We start from the raw sequence: 15991 nt of genomic DNA, 5'->3' as shown, positions 1-15991 counted from the left end.
GGCGGGGAGGATGCCAGCGCCCCGGGGCGGCGGGTTCCGGCGCGGGCCGGTGGGGGGCGAGAAGCGGTTCACCCGTACGAGCGCCCCCGGGCCCCCGGGCAGCTACTGTGCCCCCTCCTCCGCCCCCACGACCCGCCCTGCGTCCATGCCTTCCTCGTCCCCGCCCTGCTCGCGCGGGCGCCCCGGATGCTCTCGCTCGGTGTCCGCACGCGCGCCACCCACGCGCTCGAGATCCGCCGGCCCCGGATCCGCCCGGTCGAGCAGGAACGGCACCAGCCCCCGCTCCAGCACGGCGAGCTCCCAGGTCTCACGGGCGCGGCGCACCTCCGGGTCGCGGTCCGCGGGATGGTCGCCGGGCCCGCGGCGGCCCCGCCTGCGGGCCACGAGGAGCCAGGCGAGATCCCCGAGGGCCGCTCCCGCCGTCACGGCGGCGGCGATCACCCCCGCCATCACCAGCCCGTCGCCGATGTGAGGACGCACGGCGAAGGCACGCAGACCGAACCCACAGAGCAGGAAGACACCGGTGGCCGCGGCCCCGAGGCTCGGCACCAGGACCGCGAGCACGGGCAGCAGCCCGTCTCTGGCGCTGCCGTCGCCGTCCGACGTCCTCTCCCGCACGGCGGTGGTCGTGCGCAGCGTGAGGTAGTGGTCGTACTCATCGGCAGCGACAGCGGCGAGGTCGTCGCCCGCCTCCAGGGCCTGTGCACGCAGCCACTCGCGCGATGGGCCCGGGTCGGCCGCGGCGATCGCGGCCGCGACCTCCGGGAGATCCAGGGCCCGGTCCACCATCCGCTCGAAGACGGGGCCGATCGGCGGCGACGGCTCGTCGGTGTCCTGCACGGATCCCCCGATCGGCGACAACGCGCCGGCCGATACCGACCGGCGGACGGACGACGCAAACCCTACAACATGTAGGACATCCGCCGGGGCAAGAGCGCCCGCGCCTGTCCTGCCCCGCGCAGCCGCCTCCGCCCCGATCATCCGCTCACCGCTCCCCGGCCGGTTCGTCGTCCAGGCCGGTGCACGCCACCTTGCCGTCCACCTCGGCACAAGCCTGCACACCTTGGGGTGATGTCACGGCCAGCATGGGGCTCACCGAGCCGCCGGAGCCGTCTCCCGGGTACGCCGCGGACAGTGCGTCCCGCCCCGCCCGCACGGAGATGACGCGGGCGTCCGACGCCTTGGCCTTGACCTCGCCCCAGGCGGCACCGCAGGTCGGCGAGTACTCCAGCCGCACGGCATAGGACGCGTCGCGGACCGCGCTCTTGGTCTGCGCGTCCCGGTCGCAGGCGGCGCGGTCGGGCAGCTGCCCCTGACAGGACGCACCCCGGCACCGAGGCGTGGCGGACGCGAGCCGCCCGGTGGGCGCACCGGATCGGTCGGCGGTGACGAGCGTGACGGTGACCGCGGCGACCGTGACCACCAGGGCGAGGGCCGACAGCGACAGCCGCCGGGTCCGGGCGGGCCGCGCCACCGGATCGTCGCCCGGCGGCGCCTCGGCGACCGGCGGGCGGTCGGCCGCCTCCCACAGGGCCACCACGGGGGCGGGATCGGCGCCGGCGAGTCCGGCGAGCGCCTCCACGGCCGAGCGGGGGGGCCGCTGGACCCCCTGGAGATAACGGTGCCAGGCGGACTTGCTGTAGGGGGTGCGCGCGGCCAGGGCCGCGAGACTGAGACCGGTACGCTCCTTGAGATCGCGCAGCTCCGTCACGAACGGCCCGTCCGTCTGCCCGGGAGGGGCGGCCGTGGGCCCGCGGGGCGCAGCCGTCCGCGGTGCGTCGTGCCTCACGGTCTCGATCCTTGGGGCTGTCGCATGACCTGTCCCTCAACGCCGGTTACAGTATGGGCGGTTCGCCCTGCTTGTCGGGATGTGTTCCCGTGGGCGCGGTACCGCCACACATCGATACCGGTATGAAGAAGGGCGAGTCGCCCGGGGCCGGGCGCGCCGACGGCCTGCCCGGGCACGCACGGGTGACCGGACAGGCCGTTCCTCGGAGGCGGGACGCGCGGAGCGCGTCAGCACCAGGGCAGGGCACCCCGCGTACGGACGTAGTGTGCGGAGACGTATCCCTTGCCGTCCGCGAGCTTGTACCAGCGCGGGTTCCCGTGGACGTACGAGCCCTGCTTCTTGCAGACCAGCACCAGCCGGCCGTGGGCATGACGGTGGCCGACCACCCGGTAGCCGGTGCCGGGACCGGAGCGGACGTTCAGCGGGGCCCGGCGCGTGGCGACGCTCCCGGCGACCCGGACGGTGTGACGGTGGTACGCCGAGCGCGCGGCGTGGCGCGCGTGACGGACGTGGTGGTGGCACCGCACGGAGCGGTGCCCGCAGTGACGGACCGGCGTGCGCCGGGTGAGGGCGGAGAGCGGCGCGTGCGGGCGGTGCGGGGCCGTCGTGACGACCGCCGCCGTACCGGCGGGGTCGCCCCCGACGGCGACGGCCGCCGTGGGCACGAGCGCGAACATCGCAACCGCGGCCAGCAGGCCGCCCTGCAGTGTCCGACGAATCATGGAAACCTCCGTGCTGACGTTGCCGATCACGAGACGTGATCTCACGTCACCCAGCGTTTCCGCATCGACGGGCGGGAATTCCGTCCCGTTGTTCCTGGGACGTCCCCTGGGACGGCGGACGGACACCCGACGAGGGCCGCGAGGCAACCGCACCGGCCTGTTCCTCGTCCCCGCCCGCATACCGAGCCGCCCCGCGCGACGGTCGGGGCCGCCCCGCGGGGCTCGTCCGCCCTTGCGCGGCACCCTTACGCCGCACCCTCGGCGAGCTTCCACTCCCGGTGCAGGGTGCCCAGCGGAATGGTGCGCTGGAGGACGGGCGTGCCGAACACGGACAGCTGCAGTTGCAGCGCTCCGCTCAGGTCAACGCCGCCGTAGACACCCCAGGACCCGACCGCGGCGGCCGTGGGGCTCGCGGCCGAGCCCGTGGCCGCCGTGGCGGTCGCGGACGCCTCGCCGCGCAGATACGGCGCCAGGTCGGCGGTGACGCCGACCGCGCCGTACAGACCGACGGTGGCCTGGGCGCCGAGGGCCGCCTTCACGTTCCCCGAGGCGGAGAGAGAGGCGCGCACCGGCGTGCTCGTCATCGTCGACTCGTTCACGGGCGTCCAGCCCTTGGCCGGACCGAAGGTGCCACCGGCCTTGAAGCCACCCTTGAGGTCCTGTTCGATCGAGACGGTCGCGCTGCCGTCCCCGCTGACCTCCAGGTAGCAGGTCAGATCGAGGTTGACCACGACGGGGATGGCACCGACCTGAAGGACGGGGTCGGCATGGAGCTTGGCGAACGGCAGCCGCACGGGCTTGACGGAGGCCGCGGCACGCCCCTTCAGGTACCACCGCGAGGTCCAGTCTCCCGAGACGCCGAGGTACGCCGACGCGGGCCCGGCCTGCCGGGCCGCGGCGCCCGAGCCGCCACCGCCGTAGGAGAAGTCCACCTCGGGCGCGACCTGCACGTACCCGCCCACGGTGGCGTCCGCCGACACCGGTGCGCCCGGGGCCGTGGGCACGCCGGCCCGCACGTCGACGCGCAGACTGCCGAGCGGGACCTTCGTGCCCTTGGGCCCCGAGTGGACGTCACCCCTCCCGGTCCACGAGACCTGCACGTCGGGCAGCAGCCGCTCGACGGCGAAGGACGAGGGGTCCACGGGCACCGCGCCCTTGGCCCTGTCGTCGCCGAGCAGGGTGTCGAGGGTGGTCGGCGCGGTCTGCACCTCGGTGCCGTGACGGGTGTCGCCGATCACCTGGGTGACCTTGGCGAGAAGGCCGTCGGGGGCGCCGGGCGCGGGGGCACTGGCGATGACGTCACCGACGGCGATCCGCCCCGGTTCGGCGGAACCGGCCGGGGCTCCCGACGGAGTCGTGGAGGGGATGCGCGCAGGGGGTGAAGTTCCCTTGTTCGCCTGCGATATGACAGCGCGTCGGGTGTGACGGTCGTACGAACTCACCTTGAGCGTGCTCCGGTGGGCCCGTGCGCCGCGCTCTCCTGGGCGGGCGAGCGCGGTCGAGGTGGCGGCCGGAGCGGCCGCGACGGCGAGGGGGCGGCCGGGATCCTCGGCCGCCGAGGCGGAGGCCTCGGCCGGTCCGGCCGGCGCCGCGGCGGAGGCGGCGGACGAGCCGGGGCCGGACGAGCAGCCAGAGGCGAGCAGGAGGGCGGATGCCGCGAACGCGGGCATGAGGGCACGCAGGTGCCACTTGCGGATGCGCAAGACCTGTCCTGAGGTGGTGGGGGGTGGCAGGGAACGCCCGCCGGGCGCAGGAAACGCCCGCCGGACGAACAATACCGACGGGTAACAAGTCGTGAGCATGCCATGAAGGTGTGAAGCCCAGCTCCACATTCCGGTCCCAGCGGGCTGTGATGTGAGCCACGCACAGAGCGGGGTGAGGGGTCTCGCCAGTGACCGGGCCGGACGGGAACGCCGCCCGAGCCCCGCGTGACAGGACGGGGTGCGAGCCCCGCGTGACAGGACGGGGTGCGAGCGGGCGTCAGGTGTTCGTCGCGGGCATCCGGTTCCGGCCGCGCAGCCGGCACCGGATGTACGAGGACACCGGGATCACCTCGTACGGTGGCCGGGGAACGACGACGGCGATGCGCTCACGCGGAGGATTGGAGCGGCACGCGATGTGTCGTGAGTGCGGGGAACCGGCCGCCACCCCGGCACCGCAATTCGCCGCACGCTCGGAGGCGGCGCGCCCCTTGGGCCGCCGCGATCCTCACCCGGCGGGCGAAGGCGCGGCCAGGCTGAAGACGTGCCCCGGTGTGGCGATCTTCGTGATCGCTTCGCCGAGGAGCGTGCTGGGTTCCCGACCACCATGGCTGATGTCGGTGTTCAGCAGCACGACGAGGGTCGCACGCGCCGACGGAAGGTGGACCGTCAGGGACTCGTAGCCGGGCAGTGAACCGTTGTGCCCGATCCAGCCCTGGACGTTGAAGACACCGAGACCGTACCCGATGCCCGGCACCATGGTCGCGGGCGTGACGAGCCGCTGCTTCTGCAGGGCGGGGCTGATCAGGGTGCCGCCGTCCCGCAGTCTGCCCGTGGCCACCGTACGCGCCCAGGTGTGCAGGTCCTGCAGATCGGAGATCATCGCACCGGCCGCCCCGCTCCAGGAGGGGTTCCAGTCGGTCGCGTCCTCGACCTTCCCGCTCGTGGTCTGGTTGGTGTACCCCTGCGCGTGCGGGGCCGGGAAGGTCGCGTCGGCCGGGAAGAGCGTATGGGTCAGGCCGGCCGGTACGAGGATGTTGCCGTGGATGAAGTCCTCGAGCCGCCGGCCGCTGACCTTCTCGACGACCAGGCCGAGCAGGATCAGATTGGTGTTGCTGTAGTCGAACCTCTGGCCCGGCGGGAACAGCACCGGGTGCCTGAAGGCGTAGTCGAGCAACTGACGTGGAGTGAACGGCCGTTGCGGATCGGACATCAGCGCCCCGGAGAACGCGTCGTCCTGGGAGTAGTTGAACAACCCGCTGCGCATTCCGGCCAGTTGACGCAGAGTGATCCTGTCGCCGTTCGGCACGCCACTCACGTACTGGCCGATCCGGTCGTCCAGCCCCACCTTGCCCTGGTCGACCAGCTGAAGCAGCGCCGTCACCGTGAACGTCTTGGTCTCGCTGCCGATCCGCATGGACAGATCCGGCGACATCCGCCGGCCGTCGCTCTTGTCGGCGACCCCGAACGAGCGTACGTAGCTGCCATTGTCGGCCGTCCACAGCCCCACCGTCGCACCGGGGACGTGGGCCTCGCGCATCGCCCGCTGAACGGCCTTGTCGAGTTGCCGCGTCACGTCGGGGGTGAGAGCGCGTACCTCGCTCAGCGGCGACGGCGTGGAACCGGAAGGATCGGTCGGTACGGCCACGGTGACGGTGGGATTGGACTCCGGAACCCCGAACGCGGCCCCGACCGCGACAGGCAGTGCGAGCGTCACCACCGCGGCGGCGGTGGCAGCCCCTCTGCGCAGCCGTATGCACGAACGGGTCATGGGCAGACTCCAACCGGGCCACAGGTCACGGCCGTACCGCCGTACCGTAGGACATAAGCCGCAAAAGCCTCGGGCTCAGCATAAGAGCGCCCGCCCACCGCCGCTCGTCGGCGCCCCCGCCCCTACCGCGCGCGAGGCGCCGCCGTGGTCCCGCGGACGACCAGACGCGGCGGGACCACGGCCTCCCCTGTCGCACAGCGGTCGTTGAAGGCGAGGACCGCGGTGGGCCGAGGGTCCTGGGCCAGAAGGGTGCGGGCCGCAGCGGCGCCGTCCTCCTCGGTGAGTCCGCCCGGCAGCACGCGCACCCTGGCGGCGAGGCCGTGGCGGTTCATCGCGGTGCGGTAGCCGCGGCGGCAACCGGCGCCCGCCCACCGCCGCTCGTCGGCGCCCCCGCCCCTACCGCGCGCGAGGCGCCGCCGTGGTCCCGCGGACGACCAGACGCGGCGGGACCAGGCCTCCCCGGCCGGTGCCGCCTCTTCCTCCAGTCGGGCGATGGCCCGGCCCACGGCCAGTTCAGCAAGGCCCGCGATGTCCTGTCCGACCGTGGTGAGGTCGATATGGGCGAGGCGGGCCAGGCGGCCATCCGGTCGGTCCGTACGGGCGGTCCCGTCCGCATCGACGCGCTCGAGGACGAGGGCTGACGGGGACCGCTGACGGACGGGGCACGGGGCCCGGGAGAGCAGGCGGGGTGTCGAGACGCCGCACCGACGCGAGCCCGGTCATGGACACCGTGATCGACGAGTTCGACCGAGCGTTCTCAGCCCGGCGAGCGGGTATCTCGCACCGGTGCACGTGGCCACGGCGGAGAACACGGGTGGGGCCACCGCCCCGTAAGTACCTGATACGTCGTGCTCGGTCCAGCGTCAGCCGGAGACGGCCTTCGCCCAGCCCTGGGCGACCGTCTGCCTCGCCCTCTCCAGTTGCGCGTCCGTCGGGAACTGCGGCGTTCCCTCGACCGTCGGCAGACGTGCGGCGGCGGCCTCGTCGAGGGTGCCGTCCTGCCTCATGGTGTCCATGAGCACCGGGCGGGCATAGCCGTGGAGCCGGAGGTTCAGGCCCTTCGGGCTGAAGAGGTACTCCTCCCACAGGCGGGCGGCAGCCGGGTGCGGGGCGTTCTTGTTGATCGCCTGCGCGTAGTACTGGGCGAAGCTGCCGTCGAAGGGGATCGCCACCTGCCAGTTCACGCCCTTGCCGCGGAACTGGTCGGCGTAGCCGAGGTTGACGTAGTCCCAGTTGATGCTGATGGGCGTCCGACCGTCCGCGACCGCTGCGGAGGTGGACTCAAGGGGGTTGAAGTTGCCGGTCTTCTTGAGTTTGCCGAAGAAGTCGAGGCCGGGCTGGATGTCGTCGAACGATCCGTTGTTCGCCAGCGCGGCCGCGTAGACGCTGGCGAGGGCGGTCTGCGACTGGGTCGGGTCGCCCTCGAGCGCGACCTTGCCCCGGTAACCGGGCTTCAGCAGATCGACGAAGGTCCGGGGACAGGGCTTGACGCGGCTCGCGTCGCAGCCGATGGAGATGTAGCCGCCGTAGTTGTTGTACCAGCGGGCCCGGGGGTCCTTCTGACTGCCGGGGATGGAGTCGTACGCGGCCACCTTGTACGGCGCGAGCAGGTTCTGCCGCGCTGCTTCGCGCGCGAACGTATCGCCCACGTCGATCACATCGGGGGCCTCCGGCCGGTTACCGCTCTTCCTCAGGGCGTCGATCTCGGTCTCGCTGTGGCCCTGCGGGTTGTCGACCGTGACCTTGATCCCGTACATCTTCTCGAAGCCGTCGATCAGGGCGCCGTAGCTGGCCCAGTCACGTGGTAGCGCGATCGCTCTGAGCGTGCCCTCGTGTCTGGCTGCGGTGATCAGCGCTCCCATGCCGCCCGCGTTCTCGGCCGAGGTGGCCACCGAGGGCTTCTGGGGTCCGGTGGTCGTTGTGTTCTCGCAGGCACTCAGGCCCAGTGCCACAAGGGCACAGGAGCCGAAGACGGCGGCTGCTCGGGCACGGGGTGCGGTCACGACGGCTCCAGGGGGGTGGGGAACCGCAGTGGTCATCGAGGCCAGAGTACTCGTCCACCTCGATGACGGAATCCCGCCAGGGGAAGCGGGCGACCAGTGACCCTCCACCGAGGAGCCTCGGCTCACAGTGTCGTGTCGTCCCATTGGCCGAACAGGATCTCGCCGAGCCCTTCCGCCGCCGGCACGGCGCCGTCGTGGAGGGAATGTTCGGCCCAGATGACTTTGCCGGTGGACGTGTGGCGGGTGCCCCAGCGTTCGGTGAACTGGGCGACCAGGAAGAGTCCACGGCCGCCCTCGTCGGTGTCGTTCGCCCGACGCAGCCGGGGCGAGGTGCTGCTGCCGTCGGAGACCTCGAAGATCAGGGTGCGGTCGTGGAGCAGCCGTACGGTGATGGGTTCGGTGCCGTAGCGGATGGCGTTCGTGATCAGCTCGCTGAGGACGAGTTCGGCGGTGAAAGCGACGTGCTCCAGGCCCCACTCCGTCAGTGTGCGGGCGCAGGCAGTGCGCACGGGGGCCACCGCCGCCGGGTCACGGGGCACGTGCCACTCGGCGATCTGGCCGGGGGCGAGCCGACGGGTGCGGGCCACCAGCAGCGCGATGTCATCCCTGGGCCGGTCGGGCAACATGGCCTCCATCACCGCCGCGCATGTGGCCTCCGGGGTGCGATCGGGCCCGGTCAGAGCACCGCGCAGAGCATTCAGGCCGGCGTCGAGGTCGCGGTCCTCGAACAGGCCGTCGGTGTAGAGGACCAGCCGGGAACCCTCGGGCACCGTCAGCTCGGTGCTCTCGAAGGGCAGGCCGACGCCCAGTCCCAGCGGCGGGGAGACGGACACCCGGGGGAAGTCCACGGTCCCGTCGGGATGGGCCACCGCCGGTCCCGGATGGCCTGCGCTGGCGATGGTCAACTGCCCGGAGGTGGGATCGTAGACGGCGTACTGACAGGTCGCCCCGGTGATCGTCTGCCCGTCCTCCCCCGCTGCGGCCTCCTCGGCGTCGATCTGGACCACCAGCTCGTCCAGCCGGCCGAGCAGCTCACCCGGAGGGATGTCCAGACCGGAGAAGTTGTGAACGGCGGTGCGCAGTCGGCCCATGGTCGCCGCGGCGTGCAGTCCGTGGCCGACCACGTCGCCGACCACCAACGCCACCCGGGCGCCGGACAGCGGGACGACATCGAACCAGTCCCCGCCCACCCCGGCCTGGGCCGGCAGGTAGCGGTACGCCGCCTCCAGTGCGGTCTGCTCGGGCAGCCCGCGTGGCAGCAGGCTGCGTTGCAGAGTGGCGGCCATGGTGCGTTCGCGGGTGTAGCGGCGGGCGTTGTCGATGCACACCGCTGCCCGGGCGGCCAGTTCCTCGGCGAAGGACGCGTCCTCCTCCTCGAACGGCGGGGAGTCGTTCGCCCGCCAGAACTCCACCCTTCCCAGCAGCACCCCACGGGCCCGCAGCGAGACCACGAGCAAGGAGTGGATACCGTGGTCGAGGAGTCGCCGGGCATGTTCGGTGCCCTGGGCACGGCGGACGTCGGCGGTGTGCAGGTCCCTCACCAGCACCGCTCGGCCGCCGACCGTCCCTGCGGGGGCGGCGTGGGTGGTGACGAACCGGATCAGCTCGTCGGCAAGGCCGGCGAGACGGTCCTCATCCACATCCGCGGCCGCGGTGAGACGCATCTCGGTGGTCGCGGCGGAGGACTCCTCGCCGTGCAGGACCGGGTCCAGCAGTTCGACGGTGACGACATCGGCGAACCGGGGCACCGCCACCTCGGCCAGGTCCTCGGCGGTGTGCTTCACATCCAGCGTGGCGCCCATCCGCAACCCGGCGTCGTAGAGCAGTTTCAACCGTGCGCGCGCCCCCTCAGCCCGGCCGGAGAGAGCCAGCAGCTCGGTGGTGTCCCGTAGCGTCACGACGCTGCCCTCCGGGCCGCGAGGTGCGGTCAGCCGCTTGTTGACCGCCAGCAGCCGGTCGCCCGCCAGGTGCACCTCGTCGGTGACCGGGCGATTGGACATCAGCAGCTCGGCAAGGTCCTCCTCCAATCCCAGATCGGTGATCTGGCGCTGCTCCGCGTCCGCCGGCAGGCCCAGTAGCAGCCGTGCCTCGTCGTTGGCCAGGAGCAACCGCCCGCCGCCGCCGATGATCAGCACTCCTTCCCGCACCGCATGCAGGACCGCGTCGTGGTGCTCGTACATCCGGGCCATCTCGGCCGCGTCCAGGCCATGGGTGTGCCGCCGCAACCGGTGGCTCACCAGGCCCGCTCCGGCCGCGGCGATGGCAAGGGCTCCAGCGGTGCCGCCGAGCAGGACCGTCAGCTGCCGGTCCACCGCGTGCTGCACGTTCTCGACCCGTACGGGAACGGAGACGATGGCGACGACCGAGCCGTCGGCCGCCCTCACGGGGACCGCCGAGATCACCGAAAGCCCCAGGGATCCCCGGAAGGTCCTGGTGAACGCCTTGCCGGCCGCCGCCTCCGCGTACGGGCCGATGATGTGTTTCCCGATCTGGCGCGGGTCGCTGTGGGTGAGGGTGATCCCATCCAGCCTGTACACGATGATGGCGTCGACGCCCGCGGCCTTTCGAGCCGCCTCGGCGTGCGGCTGCAGCACCGCGGTCGGGTCGCGGCTGTTCAGCGCCGCCACGACCCCCGGGGAGTGCGCGAACGTCTGGGCCACAGCAAGCGTCCGGTGCTGGGCGTCCGCCACGCTCTGGCGCCGAGCCTGCACGACGAGAACCAGCAGCGCGGCGGCGACGACCAGCAGCACGAGGACCAGCTGCAGGAGGAAGACCTGGCCGGCGAGGCTGCGCACGCTCAGCAGGGAGCGCAGCGGCCGCGGCGGCGCCGCTCCCCCCTGCTGAGGCCCGCCGCGCTCCCGCGGCCCATGGGGGCCCTGTTCCGGGCGAGGATTCCGATCGGGCCCATCGGCCCTCCTGGGCGCATCAGCCACCCCACGCCCGTAGTGACCAGAACCTGCGCACATATCACATTTGTATCGCTTCTGGGCCACTGACCACGAGGTGCCCCGGGGCCGCGCCGAACAGCGCTGGCGGCGAGCGCCCACGGGTGCCATGTGCACTCGCCGTCGCTGACTCCTGCCTCGCTGCGCGGCGGCCGGGCGCTGGCCGCACTGCTGGCCATGATGATCACGTCCAAGCGGACCCACATGGACTACTTCGTCCGACGTACCCGAACGAAACGGATGCAGCTGCCCGCGGAGATGCCGCGTGCCTTCCTGCCGCCCTGAACCGTCGGCAACGGGCCGTCGCGTCGACTGCGGTGCTGGAGCCCGCGTACGAGATCGGCGGCGACGCATTCGACCACTCGCTGACCGAGACGACGCTGCACGCTCGGTCTTCGACGCCGTGGGGCACGACATGGCGTCGGGCCTGACGCGGCTGTGCAAGTCGGCGACGACTCGGGGGACTGCTGAGGAGGTACCCAGTGGCACGCGCGGCGGCGTCTTCAGTAGGTTCTGCGGATGCGGCAACTCGCGGACATCGAAGACCTGTCGGGGCTCGTGCGTGACGCACTGGGAGCGGAATGCCACGTTGTCGCGGTGGACCGGTTGCGCGGGGGGAGCAAGAAAGGGGTGTACCGGGTCCGCCTTGACGGAGCCCTCACAGCGAGTGTGATCGTCTACAGTTGGGCCGAAGCCGAGAACTTCTGGCCAGACGCGCGAGAGGCCGACCCGGCTGACCCGTTCACGCCCGCCTCCGGGCTGGTCCCGTTCCTGGCCGCGCAGCGGAGCTTGGACAGCCTCGGGGCACGGGTTCCACGAGTACTTTCGGCGGATGACAGCCGACACCGCTATCCGTCGGACGTCGCCGTGGTCGAGGACGTCTCCGGCGGCACGCTCGAAGCACTCTTCGAAACCGATCCCACGCGCGCCTCGGGAGCCCTGGGCGACCTCGCCAAGATGCTTGAGGTGATGCATCGGCAGCAGGCCCAGCATTACGGCAGAGTGGACCTGCTGGAGCGGGGCGGCTCCGCATCCGAGGTCTCGTGCGAGCGACGGGTCCTCGGCCGTGCCCTGCGGGACCTTGAGGAGGCGGCGGGGCGCGAGGGCAGGATCGCGACAGCCGGCGCTGTGTTGCGTGACCGTCTGCAGGAACTGGCCGATCGAGTGAGCCCTCGCACGGAGTACGGACTGATCCACGGAGAACTCGGCCCCGATCACGTCTTGGTCGACGCCGACGGTCACCCCGTCCTGATCGACATCGAGGGCCTGATGTACTTCGACGTCGAGTGGGAGCACGTCTTCCTCCAGCTCCGCTTCGGCGAGCGGTACACCGCACTGGCCCGGCCCGGTCTCGATCCGCAGCGGCTCGACCTCTATATGCTCGCGATGCGTCTGTCGCTGGTAGCCGGCCCACTTCGTCTCCTTGACGGTGACTTCCCCGACCGGGCGTTCATGCAGGGGATCGCCGAGCACAACGTGAGAGAGGCGCTGGCGCTCCTGCCGTTGGTGTAGTCCTCGGACCTCGGATGCGCGGGGCCGCACGGAGCACCTGTCTATTCCTCGGCACGATCAGCTCGAACGAGTGGGCAGGGAAGTTGACGTCGGCGGTGGGGAACTGCCGGAAGGCTGTGATCCCAGCCGTGGCGGCGCACGGCTGGGATGAAGGCGTTCAGCGAGCCGATGTCCCGGCCGCGGGAATGGGGCGCGCGTAGGTCGAGGGCCAGGTCGGCGAGGTAGCGTTCTAGCACCATCCGGTCCAAGCGGGCGAGCTTTCGGCGGCGACACGGGGATCGGGCCAGGGAGCCGGAGAACCGGTTGAGGCCAGGATGTCTATGACGGCCTGGTTGACGCTGCGGTCGATGCTCAGCCGCCGGCGGACGAACCGTTCGGCCAGCTCGCGCGGCCGCGGCCGCAGGCCCAGGTCCTCACCGATCCAGGTCCCGGTGTCCCACGGCAGGGCCCACGACGACTGACCGCCCGGTTGGTCGGCGAGGAGGGCGGCCACGACGTCGCGGGCCCGCGGCCCATGGCTCGGGCAGTGGTTCAGGCCGACGTCTTGTCCCGGGCGACGCGTGCCGCCCGGGCCAGGTCGAGGTCCGTGGTCTCCGGGGCCAGGAACTGCGACACCAGCCCGCCGACGGCGAGAACGCCGGCACCGACGAGGAGGACGAACCGCACGCCGAAGCGGTCCAGGCCCATCGGCAGCAGGAAGGTGCCGACGGCCGCGCCGACCCGGCTCATGGCGGTGGCGAAGCCAACGCCGGTGGCACGCAGGGAGGTCGGGAACACCTCCAGCGGGTAGACCGCGGTCAGCGCGCTGGAGGCGGCGTTGAGGAAGATGAAGAACAGGAAGCCGCCGACGATGACCGGGGTGGAGTACGGCCACACGGCGACCAGCGCCAGGCAGCCGCCGGTGATCCAGAACGGCGGGATCAGCAGCTTGCGGCGGCCGATGCGGTCCACGACCAGGCAGCCGGCCGTCACACCGGCGACGGCGGTGAAGGAGTAGACAAGAAGCGCCCCGACGGCGTTGTCACCCATGTGCAGGGCGTCGAAGACCTGGGTCCAGAAGGTGCCGATGGCGAAGTACGGCAGGACCAGAGCCGCCCAGAACACGCTGGCGAACACCGTGCTGCGGATATGGCGGCGGCTGAACAGGGCCCCGAAGCCGACGCGTTGGGAACCGGTGTTGTCGTCGAGCTCGGCGGTGACGTCGATCTGGATGCCGTACTTCTCGATCAGTTGCTCGGCCTCCTCCCGGCGCCCCTTGCTCAGCAGCCAGCGGGCCGACTCCGGGATGCCGCCGCGCAGGGCCACGCACACCACGGCGATGACGGCGCTGCTGGCCAGGGACCAGCGCCAGCCACCGTCGACGCCGGCGAACAGGGCGCCCACGACCGTGGCCAGCGCGTAGCCGACGTACCAGCTGATCTCCAGGCTGGCCAGCAGCCGGCCGCGGCCCTCCTTGGGGGCGTACTCCGACAGCAGCGGGGCGCCGATGGCGTACTCGCCACCGATCGCCACACCCATCAGCAGCCGGATGAGGAACAGCTGCAGCCCGTCGGTGACGAACAACTGAAGCACCGAGCCGACGAGGAAGATCAGCATGTCCGCGAGGAACACCGGGCGGCGCCCGAAGCGGTCTGCGAGCCGGCCGAAGAGCGGGCCGCCGAGGAAGATGCCGATCAGCGGCGAGGCGCCGACCAGGCCCTCCATCGATGTGGAGAGGTGGAGGTCGGCGGTGAGAGCGGCCATCGCCATGCCGATGCCGCCGATGATGTAGCCGTCGATGCCCTCGCCGATCTGGGTGGCGAGCTTCAGCTTGGTGTGCAGGCGGCGGCGTTCGCGGGTGAAGTCGGGGAGTTGCGGCGGCTGGTGGGCGGTCGCTGGCGTCGTTGCCATGTGCGGTCCTTGTCGTTCGGTGCCCGGCCGGTGGGGACGGCTGTGGAGCAGAGCGGGAAGGTGCTGCGGAACAGTCGGAGCGGTGGAGAGGATCGGGGTCAGCCGGTGGGCCAGTCGAGGGCGACGTACTGCGTCTCCAGGAACGCCTCGATACCCTCGCGGCCGCCTTCCCGGCCGAGGCCGGACTGCTTGACGCCGCCGAACGGGGCCGCCGGGTCGGACAGCAGGCCGCGGTTGAGGCCGACCATGCCGACCTCCAGGCGTTCGGCGAGGCGCAGCGCCCGGGCGACGTCGCGGGAGTAGACGTACGACGCCAATCCGTGGACGGTGGCGTTGGCGCGGGTGAGCACATCGTCCTCGTCGGTGAAGGTGGTCAGCGGTGCGACGGGGCCGAAGACCTCCTCGTGGAGGATGCGGGCCTCGTCGGGGACATCGGTGAGGACCGTCGCCGGGTAGAAGTGGCCGGGGCCGGCCGGGACCGTGCCCCGCACGGCGATCCGGGCCCCACGGGCCACGGCGTCGTCCACCAGGGAGCGGATCTTGTCGACCGCCGCGGCGTTGATCATCGGGCCGAGGGTGACGCCGTCCTCCAGGCCGGGCCCGGTGCGGACGGCGGCCATGGCCGCGCCGAACTTCTCGGTGAACTCGGCGGCGACGTCGGCATGGACGTAGAACCGGTTGGCGGCGATGCAGACCTCGCCGCCGCCGCGCATCTTGGCGTCCATCGCGCCCCGCACGGCGGCGTCGACATCGGCGTCCGCGCAGACGATGAACGGGGCGTTGCCGCCCAGCTCCATGGTCACGTTGACGACGTTGGCCGCGGCCTGCTCCAGGAGGAGCTTTCCGGTGGCGGTGGAACCGGTGAAGGAGAACTTGCGCACGCGCTCATCGCCGAGCCAGGCCGAAACGACCTCCGGGGCGCGGTCCGTGGGCAGGACGTTGACCAGCCCGTCGGGCAACCCGGCCGCGGAGAGGAGCGCGGCCACGGCGAGGGCGGTCAGCGGGGTCTCCGGCGCGGGCTTGAGCAGGACCGGACAGCCGGCCGCCAGCGCGGGGGCGATCTTGCGGGCGGCCATGGCGGCGGGGAAGTTCCATGGCGTGACGAACGCGGTGACGCCGACCGGGTGCCTGCGCACCACGTGCCGGAAACCGCCACCGGGGGCGTCAGCGAAGGAGGAGCCGATGCGGACGGCCTCCTCGGCGAACCAGCGGAAGAACTCCGCCGCGTAGCCCACCTCGGCCGCCGCGTCTCGGAGCGCCTTGCCGTTCTCCTGCACGATGATCCGGGCGAGGAGATCGGTGTGCTCCCGCATCAGTGCGAAGGCGTCGTGCAGGATCTCCGAGCGGCGCCGGGGCGGGGTGGCCCGCCAGTCGGCCGCGACCGCGACGGCCGCCTCCGTCGCCGCCCGAGCATCGTCGGGTCCCGCCGCCGAGACCTCGCGAAGCAGGTCGCCGGTGGCCGGGTCGTACACGGGGTAGGTCCGTCCGTCGGCGGCCGGGACCCAGTGGCCGCCGAGGAGCAGATCGCCGTCGCCGAGCGGGGCCTTGGCCAGAGTGTCGATGCCGACGAGGTTCATGAGCTGCTCTCTTCTCCGTTCCGGACGGCCGTCCGTCCGATGCGCGGTGAATTTACGAGCGCGTCATACGGCGGACAAGGCC

Annotated in this window: 12 protein-coding genes; 2 read left to right on the top strand and 10 right to left on the bottom strand. The window is 71.9% G+C overall.

Going from position 1 to position 15991, the window contains the following annotated elements:
* Positions 1–102 precede the first annotated feature (102 nt).
* The 8 genes from ASC56_RS33760 to ASC56_RS33725 form a co-directional block, all read right to left on the bottom strand.
* Positions 103–840, bottom strand: a complete 738-nt coding sequence (locus ASC56_RS33760; RefSeq protein ID WP_055495416.1) for a hypothetical protein — start codon at positions 838–840, stop codon at positions 103–105.
* Positions 841–985: 145 nt separating this feature from the next.
* A complete protein-coding gene (locus tag ASC56_RS33755) occupies positions 986–1789 on the bottom strand; it encodes an XRE family transcriptional regulator (RefSeq protein ID WP_079102886.1) in 804 nt (267 codons plus the stop codon).
* Positions 1790–2016: 227 nt separating this feature from the next.
* Positions 2017–2511 carry an SH3 domain-containing protein gene (locus tag ASC56_RS33750; RefSeq protein WP_107309422.1) on the bottom strand — a complete coding sequence of 165 codons (495 nt, stop codon included), beginning with the start codon at positions 2509–2511 and terminating at the stop codon, positions 2017–2019.
* 245 nt (positions 2512–2756) lie between these two features.
* Positions 2757–4214: a hypothetical protein gene (locus ASC56_RS33745; protein ID WP_371330376.1), complete on the bottom strand. Its 1458-nt coding sequence runs from the start codon at positions 4212–4214 to the stop codon at positions 2757–2759.
* 505 nt (positions 4215–4719) lie between these two features.
* The gene (locus ASC56_RS33740) at positions 4720–5982 is read right to left on the bottom strand and encodes a serine hydrolase (protein ID WP_055495413.1); all 1263 of its coding nucleotides are present in this window, start codon (positions 5980–5982) and stop codon (positions 4720–4722) included.
* Between the two features lie 122 nt (positions 5983–6104).
* Positions 6105–6488: a substrate-binding domain-containing protein gene (locus ASC56_RS43310; RefSeq protein WP_055495412.1), complete on the bottom strand. Its 384-nt coding sequence runs from the start codon at positions 6486–6488 to the stop codon at positions 6105–6107.
* Between the two features lie 357 nt (positions 6489–6845).
* Positions 6846–7985, bottom strand: a complete 1140-nt coding sequence (locus tag ASC56_RS33730) for an ABC transporter substrate-binding protein (protein WP_371330372.1) — start codon at positions 7983–7985, stop codon at positions 6846–6848.
* Between the two features lie 122 nt (positions 7986–8107).
* On the bottom strand, positions 8108–10780 hold the full coding sequence (locus ASC56_RS33725; RefSeq protein WP_055495410.1) for a SpoIIE family protein phosphatase/ATP-binding protein: 2673 nt from the start codon (positions 10778–10780) through the stop codon (positions 8108–8110).
* 261 nt (positions 10781–11041) lie between these two features.
* Between ASC56_RS33725 and ASC56_RS43305 the strand changes: the two genes are divergently transcribed.
* Complete coding sequence (locus ASC56_RS43305) at positions 11042–11215, top strand: hypothetical protein (RefSeq protein ID WP_371330371.1); 174 nt, start codon at positions 11042–11044, stop codon at positions 11213–11215.
* 234 nt (positions 11216–11449) lie between these two features.
* Positions 11450–12442: a phosphotransferase family protein gene (locus ASC56_RS33720; RefSeq protein WP_055495409.1), complete on the top strand. Its 993-nt coding sequence runs from the start codon at positions 11450–11452 to the stop codon at positions 12440–12442.
* 531 nt (positions 12443–12973) lie between these two features.
* On the opposite strand, the gene ASC56_RS33710 is transcribed toward ASC56_RS33720, so the two are convergent.
* Complete coding sequence (locus ASC56_RS33710; RefSeq protein ID WP_055495407.1) at positions 12974–14332, bottom strand: MFS transporter; 1359 nt, start codon at positions 14330–14332, stop codon at positions 12974–12976.
* Positions 14333–14430: 98 nt separating this feature from the next.
* On the bottom strand, positions 14431–15909 hold the full coding sequence (locus ASC56_RS33705; protein WP_055495406.1) for an NAD-dependent succinate-semialdehyde dehydrogenase: 1479 nt from the start codon (positions 15907–15909) through the stop codon (positions 14431–14433).
* Positions 15910–15991 lie beyond the last annotated feature (82 nt).

It is taken from the genome of Streptomyces sp. TP-A0356 (assembly GCF_001417775.1).
Classification (GTDB): Bacteria; Actinomycetota; Actinomycetes; order Streptomycetales; family Streptomycetaceae; genus Streptomyces.
This window is presented reverse-complemented; position numbering and strand designations above follow the sequence as displayed.